The sequence below is a fragment of the Shewanella sp. Arc9-LZ genome (genome assembly GCF_010092445.1).
GTDB lineage: Bacteria > Pseudomonadota > Gammaproteobacteria > Enterobacterales > Shewanellaceae > Shewanella.
Genome location: NZ_CP048031.1, coordinates 4,901,596 through 4,911,031, shown reverse-complemented (window position 1 = coordinate 4,911,031; position 9,436 = coordinate 4,901,596). Strand labels below are relative to the sequence as shown.

Below are 9,436 nucleotides of genomic sequence, written 5' to 3'. Positions count from 1 at the left end.
TTATTTATCCCCAAATATCTTTAATCAAAGGAGGTGTATTCTATAGGGAGATCACAATGATCGCTATCCTTTAAAGAAGAATTATCCCCAGCGGGATCATTCTGTGTATATATCTGAGATCAGCGAAGATCAAAATCGATCCATTAATTGCAAGATTCAAGCAAATCCAGCTTTATTAACCGATCCACCTTGATCTATAATAGCATTTCTTTGATCTACTGAAACAACGAAAGATCCACAAGATATAGTGTCTGTACACAGACTTATCCACATCTTCTGGTGCTTAATCGATAGTAGCTTCAAATAAAGATTGGCAGAAATTTGTCATATAAGTACTTTCGTTATTGACGAGGCTACTTAAAGTGATTACAATTCGGCCTCTTTTTTGCCCTTACCTCTAATGTTGGAGATAAGGTAAATTCACTAACAAAGACGGATTGCCATCATGAGTAAACGTACTTTTCAACCTAGCAACCTGAAGCGCAAGCGTTCTCACGGCTTCCGCGCTCGTATGGCTACTGTAGGCGGCCGTAAGGTCCTTGCACGTCGCCGTGCGAAAGGTCGCGCTCGTTTATCTGCGTAAGTAGATAACTAGGTGACTAGCTATACCTTTTCGCGGGAGTTACGTTTGTTAACTCCCGCGCAATTTAAATCTGTATTCTCCAATCCAATCAAAGCATCCTCTGCTGAAATAACTCTGCTCGCAATTCCAAATTCAGAGCAACATCCTCGTTTAGGATTAACTGTGGCCAAACGTTTTGTTAAACGTGCAAACCAACGTAATCGTATTAAACGTGTGATAAGAGATAGTTTTCGTTTACATCAACACGACATCCCAGATATAGATATCGTTGTATTAGTCAGAAATGGCGTGATGGAAATGGAAAATGCAGAACTACACAAATTAATAGAAAAGCTATGGCGCAAACTCAGTCGCCGTTACAATGGCTAGCAACTACGGTTATCCGTGGTTACCAAATTCTTATCAGCCCTTTATTGGGACCGCGGTGTCGGTTCAATCCAACTTGTTCTTATTATGCTATCGAAGCAATAAAAACACATGGAACAGTGAAAGGTAGTTGGTTTGCAATGAAACGCATATTAAAATGTCACCCTTTACATCCCGGCGGTAGTGATCCCGTCCCCCCTAAAAATGACAGGTGTAATAAATAGGCTATGGAATCTCAACGCAATATATTGCTAATCGGTCTGCTGTTTGTCAGCTTTTTAATGTGGCAACAATGGCAAACAGATAAAGCACCAAAACCGGCAACAGCTCAAACTGTTAGCCAAACTAACGCCGCCTCACAACACAGTGCTGACGTTCCAGAAGCAGATATCTCTGGGGAACCAATAGAATTACCTGCAAATAAAAACCTTATTAGCGTTAAAACTGATCAGCTTGATATTAAAATCAGCCCGATTGGTGGTGACATAGTTTATGCCGCATTAGTGGAACATAAACGCGAAATTGACAGTAGTGACCCATTTGTCATTTTAGAACAAAAGAACAATTTCACTTATATCGCCCAAAGCGGACTTATTGGTCGTGATGGTATTGATAGTAGTGCCAATGGTCGAGCTGCTTATAGTGTTCAAACCAATTCATATTCTTTAGCTGAGGGTAAAGACACATTAACCGTGCCATTTACTTATACAGCAGACAACGGTGTCACCTACGTAAAAACCTTTACGTTCACCCGTGGTCAATATGATGTCGGCGTAGATTACAGCATCAACAATACTTCGGCTGCACCGTTACAAGTGCAAATGTATGGTCAAATTAAGCAAACGATTAAAGAATCTGAAAGCAGCATGATGATGCCAACCTATCGTGGTGGTGCTTTCTCGGCTCAAGATACTCGTTATGAGAAATATAACTTTGACGATATGGCTGACAAAAATCTTGCTAAAGTAACACAGGGTGGTTGGGCAGCAATGCTACAACATTACTTTGTGTCAGCTTGGGTGCCGCCAGCAACAGATTCAAACACCATTTTCTCAAGTATGAGTGCTGGTGGAATGGCTAATATTGGTTTCCGTGGTGCGGTATATGATATTGCTCCTGGCGCAACTCAAGAAATTAGCTCGCAGTTTTATGTTGGCCCTAAAAACCAAAAAGAGCTTTCAGCTATTTCTGAAACCTTAAACTTGGTTGTTGATTACGGTTTCTTATGGTGGTTAGCGATTCCAATCCATTGGTTATTGATGTTCTATCAATCATTTGTGGGCAATTGGGGTGTGGCTATTATTTTGATCACTCTCACCGTCCGTGGTGGTCTATATCCGCTGACTAAAAAGCAATATACCTCTATGGCCAAAATGCGTAATCTACAGCCTAAATTGGCAGAGATGAAAGAACGCTTTGGTGATGACCGTCAAAAGATGGGTCAAGCTATGATGGAGCTGTATAAGAAAGAGAAAGTAAACCCTATGGGCGGTTGCTTACCTATTCTGTTACAAATGCCAATCTTCATTGCACTATATTGGGTACTACTAGAAAGCTATGAATTACGCCACGCGCCATTCATGCTTTGGATTAATGATTTATCGGTCCAAGATCCATACTATGTATTGCCATTGTTAATGGGCTTATCAATGTTCTTGATGCAGAAAATGCAACCGGTAGCGCCAACAATGGATCCAATGCAAGTAAAAATGATGCAGTGGATGCCAGTTATCTTTACCGTATTCTTCTTATGGTTCCCAGCAGGTCTAGTACTTTACTGGCTAGTGGGTAACTTAGTTGCAATCACACAGCAGAAAATTATTTATGCTGGCCTTGAGAAAAATGGCATAAAATAAGCCTAAGCTCAATGTTGTATAACTGATTAAAAAGGCGGCTGATTAGCCGCCTTTTCCTTTATCAATTTTATAGGTAATACCGTGACAACAGACACTATTGTGGCACAAGCCACCGCCCCTGGACGAGGTGGCGTAGGCATCATTCGTATTTCTGGTGATTTAGCCACTAATGTCGCGACAGCGATTATTGGCCACATACCCAAAACGCGTTACGCAGAATATTGTGACTTTAACAATGCTGACGGTCAGGTGATTGATCAAGGGATTGCGCTATTTTTTAAAGGACCAAATTCATTTACCGGCGAAGATGTCCTAGAACTGCAAGGCCATGGCGGTCAAATAGTACTCGACATGCTAATTAAGCGAGTGATGGAAATAGACGGTATTCGTATTGCTAGACCAGGTGAATTTAGCGAACAAGCCTTTATGAACGATAAACTCGACTTAACTCAAGCAGAAGCGATTGCTGACTTAATTGACGCCACCAGTGAACAAGCAGCAAAAAGTGCCTTGCAATCACTACAAGGTGAATTCTCAAAAGAAGTTCATGAGCTTGTCGACCAAGTCACCAACCTGCGTTTATATGTAGAAGCAGCGATTGATTTCCCAGATGAGGAAGTCGACTTTCTATCCGATGGTAAAATTGCCAACGCCTTATATAAAATCATCGATAAGCTAGACACAGTGCAAGCCAGCGCCAAACAAGGTTCAATCATCCGTGAAGGAATGAAAGTTGTGATTGCCGGCCGTCCTAATGCTGGTAAATCAAGCTTACTCAATGCATTAGCCGGTAAAGAATCGGCAATTGTGACTGAAATAGCAGGCACAACTCGCGACGTACTACGCGAGCACATCCACTTAGACGGTATGCCGCTGCACATTATCGATACGGCAGGGTTACGAGACACTCTAGACACTGTTGAACAAATAGGTATCGAACGCGCATGGGCAGAAATAGCCAGTGCCGATAGAGTCTTGTTTATGGTCGATGGCACCACAACTGACGCCATAGATCCGCACGAAATTTGGCCTGACTTTATCGACCGTCTACCAGCAAAGCTGGGAGTGACAGTGATACGTAATAAAGCTGACCTAACCGGTGAAACCTTAAATAACACCGAAGAGCAAGGTTACAGCGTTTATAGGATATCAGCTAAAACAGGTTTAGGGGTTGATGAGTTAAAGCAACACCTCAAATCATTAATGGGTTACCAAAGTAACTTAGAAGGTGGTTTTATTGCCCGCCGCCGCCATTTAGAAGCACTCGATCTTGCTGCAAATCACTTACAACTGGGTAAAGAACAACTTGAAGTGTATTTAGCTGGAGAGTTACTGGCAGAAGAACTGCGCATGACACAAATGGCCTTATCTGAGATCACCGGTAAATTCACCTCAGATGATCTATTGGGCAAGATTTTTGGCTCATTCTGTATTGGTAAATAGTGTATCGGTAAATAGGTGTAAATTGATGAAACTCGCCAATCACGTCGTGATACTCGACTTTGAAACCACAGGATTATCACCAGATAACGGTGACCGAGCCATAGAAATTGGTGCGGTTAAGTTAGTTAATGGTCAAATAGTCGATACTTTTCAGGAATTGATTAATCCTGGTCGGCGAGTCAATAGTTTTATTGAGCAATACACTGGTATTAGTAACGATATGCTTAAACATGCCCCTGCGTCCAAACAAGTCATGGGGCAGTTTGCTAAGTTTATTGATGGTTTTAATTTGGTGGCACACAATGCCAGCTTTGATAAAAAGTTTCTCGATGCTGAGTTTAGCCATAGCAAACTGTATTACACTGGTCAGTTTGCTTGCTCGTTATTATTATCAAGGCGGATAAGCCAAGATGCCCCCAACCATAAGCTTGGCACGCTTGTAGATCATCACCAGTTACCTAACGATGGTGTGTTTCACCGCGCTTTAGCCGATGCCACCATGACCAGCCATTTATGGTTACATCAAATAGATCTATTACAACTACAGCTGCCCAAGCAAGCGATTACCATTGATATGATCAATAAAATATCCAGCCTACCAAAAGCGCAAATTGCGCGTTATTTGCGAACGATGAGCTAGTTACAACTCTTGCGATAACTTATCGACCAGCAATCTGACTTTGGGTGATAAATGGCGATTATGCGGATACAAAGCCCAAATACCTTCTTTAGGTTGTTGAAAAGGAGCAAGCAATACCACTAACTGCCCCTCTGCTATAGCATCATTGACGTAATATCCTGGTAACTGCACAATCCCCAAACCACATATAGCTGCATTCAATAAACTCAAACCACTGCTACAAGCTAAAGACCCATGCACTTTTACCGTCTTAGGTTTACCTTGCTCAACAAAATGCCAATGTGACTGACTGCCGATTAAACAATTATGCTGACTTAACTCCGATAACGCATAAGGCGTACCGTATTTAGCGATATAACTCGGGGCTGCGCACACATATTGACTTCGACTCGTAAGCCGCTTTGCCATCATAGTAGAATTAGTTAACCGCCCTAACCTAATCGCCAAGTCATAACCACCATCCACTAAGTCAAGTTGCTGATTAGTCAGCTCACAAATAACTTCAATGTCAGGATATTGCTGCATAAAATCAATCACTATCGGCATGATAAACTTTTCACCGTAAGTCACTGGTGCAGTAATTCTAATAAGTCCTTGTGGCTTATCTTTTAAACTTGAAATAGCGCGTTCTGCTTCATCAAGACTGTTTAATACCTGGCGACAATGCTGATAATAAACCGTACCTTCTTCGGTTAACGATACTTTACGAGTGGTGCGATAAAATAATTTGGTGTTTAAACGGTTTTCAAGCTGACTAATTTGTCGACTCACTTGCGCGGTAGAAATACTCAAACGCTTGCCAGCCACAGTAAAACTGTCCGTTTCGGCCACCGCCACAAATTCAAAAATGCCTTCCCACTTCATCATTATTACATTCTCGTAAAAGTCATTTGCAAAATAAGCTAATTATCATTCTATGATAAACAAATACAATGGCTAAATACACTACACTGTAGTAATACCTCTTAACCATGTTGACCATGGTCGTTAATGTTAAGGAAATCATTTATGTCAGCACAATTTATTAAATCAAAAGCCGCTATTGCTTGGGGACCTGGCCAACCACTATCGGTAGAAGAAGTCGACGTCATGTACCCAAAAGCAGGTGAAGTCATGGTACGTATTGTGGCATCTGGTGTTTGTCATACTGATGCTTTCACGCTTTCAGGTGATGATCCTGAAGGGGTATTCCCAGCGATTCTTGGTCATGAAGGTGGCGGTATTGTTCACATGGTAGGTGAAGGCGTTACTAGCGTACAAGTCGGCGATCATGTTATTCCGTTATACACAGCAGAATGTGGAGTATGTAAATTCTGTACTTCTGGTAAAACTAATCTTTGTAGTGCAGTACGTGAAACTCAAGGAAAAGGATTAATGCCAGACGGCACCACGCGTTTCTTTAAAGATGGTGAGCCAATTTTTCACTACATGGGCTGTTCAACATTTTCTGAGTACACCGTATTACCCGAAATATCATTAGCCAAAGTCAGTAAAGATGCGCCTTTAGAAGAAGTCTGTTTATTAGGTTGTGGTGTGACCACCGGCATGGGCGCTGTATTGAAAACAGCTAAAGTTCAAAAAGGTGATACTGTCGCTATTTTTGGTTTAGGCGGTATTGGTCTATCGGCAATTATTGGTGCCACCATGGCTGGCGCCAGCCGAATTATTGGTATTGACCTTAACGAATCTAAATTCGAACTTGCCAAAAAGTTAGGGGCAACAGACTGCATTAACCCTAAAAACTTTGATAAGCCGATTCAAGAAGTGATTGTAGAAATGACCGACGGTGGTGTCGATTTCTCATTTGAATGTATTGGTAACGTCAATGTAATGCGCAGTGCATTAGAGTGCTGTCATAAAGGTTGGGGCGAGTCCGTCATTATTGGTGTAGCAGGTGCAGGCCAAGAAATATCAACCCGTCCATTCCAATTAGTTACTGGTCGCGTATGGCGTGGCAGTGCATTTGGTGGCGTTAAAGGACGCAGTGAATTACCTGGTATTGTTGAGCAATACCTAGCTGGCGAATTTAAACTTGACCACTTTATAACTCACACCATGGGTATTGAAGGCATTAATGATGCATTTGATTTAATGCACAAAGGTGAAAGTATTCGCAGCGTGATCCACTTTGCCAAGTAACACTTAATTTATCATGACAGATGCAGTTAAGTGTAAAACGACTTAACTGCGGTTTGACAAATAAGGACACATCATGACCATTGAAAGTATCAGCAGTACCAAAGCATTTGGTGGTTGGCATAAACAATACAGTCATCAATCAAGTACGCTTAATTGCACCATGCGGTTTGCTATTTACTTACCGCCACAAGCCGAAAGCCAAAAAGTGCCGGTTTTATATTGGTTGTCAGGGCTCACCTGTACTGATGAAAACTTTATGCAAAAAGCAGGTGCACAACGCATAGCAGCAGAGTTAGGCATGGCTATTGTCGCACCCGATACCAGCCCTCGAGGTGAAGGTGTTGCAGATGATACCGACGGCGCTTATGACTTTGGTTTAGGTGCAGGCTTTTATCTAAATGCCACCAAACCACCCTTTAGTCAGCATTACCAAATGTATGATTATGTGGTAAACGAATTGCCAGCACTGATTGAAGCCCATTTCCCAGTAACAGAGCAACGCAGTATTAGCGGCCACTCAATGGGTGGACATGGCGCGTTAACCATAGGATTAAAAAATCCGCACAGATATAACAGCCTGTCAGCATTTAGTCCTATTTGTCACCCAATGGACTGCCCATGGGGCATCAAAGCATTCCGTGGTTATTTAGGTGATGATCAGCAGCAATGGCAACAATACGATAGCTGCGAGTTAATGGCCAATAGCCAACAATTTGTGCCCACGCTGGTGGATCAAGGCAGTAATGACAACTTTTTAGACGAGCAGTTAAAACCACAAGCCTTAGTTCAAGTAGCTAAAGACAAAGGTTATCCGCTTGAACTAAGAATGCAGCCAGGTTATGACCACAGCTATTATTTTATCGCAACGTTTATTGAAGACCATCTGCGTTTTCATGCTAAGCACTTAGCACTTAGCACTTAGCACTTAGCACTTAAATAAAATACAATATTTGATAGTTGTAATGAATCAATAAAAATGAAAACGAGCCATTTTGGCTCGTTTTTTTATACATTACAGTTAACGATTAGCATCTAACCGAGAGAAATAATCTTTTGCTGCAGCCCTAACTTTAGGAGCTAACAATAAAGCAGACGTCATCGTCGGTATCGCCATCAATGCATAAGCAGCATCAATAATATTCACAATTTCTTGCAAGCTGGCTGTCGCAGCAAACAAAATAGCTAATAAATAAAAGTACTGATAAAAACGAATACGTTTACGACCAAATAAAAAGGCAAAACATTGGCCACCATAGAATGCTTGAGTAAAAATGGTGCTAATACTAAAAAACACCACACATAAAATAAGCAAATATGGTCCAATACCTGGCATCGTAATTTCAAATGCCTGCGCCGATAAATTTACCCCTTCAGCATCAGTACCTTGCCACACACCCGAGATTAAAATAATCATCGCTGTTGCAGTGCAGACTAATAATGTATCAATAGCAGGGCCTAACATGGCCACTAAACCTTCTTTTACTGGTTCATTAGTTTTGGCACTGCCATGAGCCATAACCTCTGTACCAATTCCGGCCTCATTCGAAAATGCCGCTCGGCGAATACCAATTAACATTGTCCCTAAAATTCCGCCGCCAACCGAATTTAACGAAAATGCTTCAGTGAAAATAAGACTAAAATAGCCAGGTACTTGCTCAATATTTGACACAATCACATAAGCGGCACAACTCATGTAAATTAAGATCATCATCGGCACAACTTTAGATGCTACGGTCGCAATACGCTTAATTCCACCAAGAATAACGCTTGCCACTATCACCATAACAACTATCCCTAAACTCAAATCAAGCCAAAAAGTCGATTGATCCGCCGGAAAATGACCCGGTTTAACAAATAACCACTCGCGGATTATCTGTACTAATTGATTTGAGTTAAACAGCGGGAAATTACCAATTAAGCCAACAACACAGAAAAATACCGCTAAAAAATGCCATTTTTTAGTTAACCCTTGAGTAATAATGTACATAGGGCCACCCTGTACATCACCATTTTCATCTTTACCACGATACATAATAGCCAAAGTACAAGTAAAAAACTTGGTCGCCATACCAACAATAGCGCTGATCCACATCCAGAAAATAGCTCCCGGACCACCGACCATAATAGCCACAGCAACACTACCAATATTTCCCATTCCCACGGTACCGGCCATAGCACTGGATAACGCCCCAGCATGGCTGATATGCCCTTCGGCGCCATCATCAGGATATTTACCTCTCACGACATTAATAGCGTGACCTATGTACCTAAAAGGCACAAAACGAGAATAAATAAGGAAGAATAAGCCACCGCCAACGAGTAAAATAAGCATGTGAGGACCCCATGCAAGGTCAGCTAGCTGTTTAGTAATATCAGCAAGATTCATTAAAACCTGTTGTTTTATTGTTA

Annotated in this window: 10 protein-coding genes; 8 read left to right on the top strand and 2 right to left on the bottom strand. The window is 41.6% G+C overall.

Features of this window, described 5'->3' with window-relative positions; all coding sequences use genetic code 11:
* The first annotated feature begins 445 nt into the window (after positions 1-445).
* The 6 genes from rpmH to GUY17_RS21050 all read left to right on the top strand — a co-directional run bounded on the left by rpmH (position 446) and on the right by GUY17_RS21050 (position 4,888).
* Positions 446-583: a 50S ribosomal protein L34 gene (gene rpmH / locus GUY17_RS21075; RefSeq protein ID WP_006083827.1), complete on the top strand. Its 138-nt coding sequence runs from the start codon at positions 446-448 to the stop codon at positions 581-583.
* A gap of 12 nt (positions 584-595) precedes the next feature.
* A complete protein-coding gene (gene rnpA / locus GUY17_RS21070) occupies positions 596-952 on the top strand; it encodes a ribonuclease P protein component (protein ID WP_011639470.1) in 357 nt (118 codons plus the stop codon).
* The gene (yidD, locus tag GUY17_RS21065; RefSeq protein ID WP_011639469.1) at positions 919-1,173 is read left to right on the top strand and encodes a membrane protein insertion efficiency factor YidD; all 255 of its coding nucleotides are present in this window, start codon (positions 919-921) and stop codon (positions 1,171-1,173) included. The genes rnpA and yidD overlap by 34 nt, the downstream gene beginning before the upstream one ends.
* Positions 1,174-1,176: 3 nt before the next feature.
* Positions 1,177-2,805, top strand: a complete 1,629-nt coding sequence (gene yidC, locus GUY17_RS21060; protein WP_162024243.1) for a membrane protein insertase YidC — start codon at positions 1,177-1,179, stop codon at positions 2,803-2,805.
* Positions 2,806-2,886: 81 nt separating this feature from the next.
* On the top strand, positions 2,887-4,248 hold the full coding sequence (mnmE, locus tag GUY17_RS21055; RefSeq protein ID WP_101087361.1) for a tRNA uridine-5-carboxymethylaminomethyl(34) synthesis GTPase MnmE: 1,362 nt from the start codon (positions 2,887-2,889) through the stop codon (positions 4,246-4,248).
* Between the two features lie 25 nt (positions 4,249-4,273).
* Positions 4,274-4,888 carry a PolC-type DNA polymerase III gene (locus GUY17_RS21050; RefSeq protein ID WP_101087360.1) on the top strand — a complete coding sequence of 205 codons (615 nt, stop codon included), beginning with the start codon at positions 4,274-4,276 and terminating at the stop codon, positions 4,886-4,888.
* Here the strand turns inward: GUY17_RS21050 and GUY17_RS21045 are convergent, their stop codons facing one another.
* A complete protein-coding gene (locus GUY17_RS21045; protein WP_059746112.1) occupies positions 4,889-5,755 on the bottom strand; it encodes a LysR substrate-binding domain-containing protein in 867 nt (288 codons plus the stop codon). It lies immediately after the preceding gene.
* Between the two features lie 141 nt (positions 5,756-5,896).
* On the opposite strand from GUY17_RS21045, the gene GUY17_RS21040 reads away from it, so the two are divergent.
* Both GUY17_RS21040 and fghA read left to right on the top strand, forming a co-directional pair.
* The gene (locus GUY17_RS21040) at positions 5,897-7,027 is read left to right on the top strand and encodes an S-(hydroxymethyl)glutathione dehydrogenase/class III alcohol dehydrogenase (protein WP_011639464.1); all 1,131 of its coding nucleotides are present in this window, start codon (positions 5,897-5,899) and stop codon (positions 7,025-7,027) included.
* A 73-nt stretch (positions 7,028-7,100) separates the two neighbouring features.
* Entirely contained in the window at positions 7,101-7,949 is an 849-nt protein-coding gene (gene fghA / locus GUY17_RS21035; RefSeq protein ID WP_162024242.1) for an S-formylglutathione hydrolase, read from the top strand.
* 96 nt (positions 7,950-8,045) lie between these two features.
* On the opposite strand, the gene GUY17_RS21030 is transcribed toward fghA, so the two are convergent.
* Positions 8,046-9,359, bottom strand: a complete 1,314-nt coding sequence (locus tag GUY17_RS21030) for a sodium:alanine symporter family protein (protein ID WP_254439842.1) — start codon at positions 9,357-9,359, stop codon at positions 8,046-8,048.
* Between the last annotated feature and the right edge of the window lie 77 nt (positions 9,360-9,436).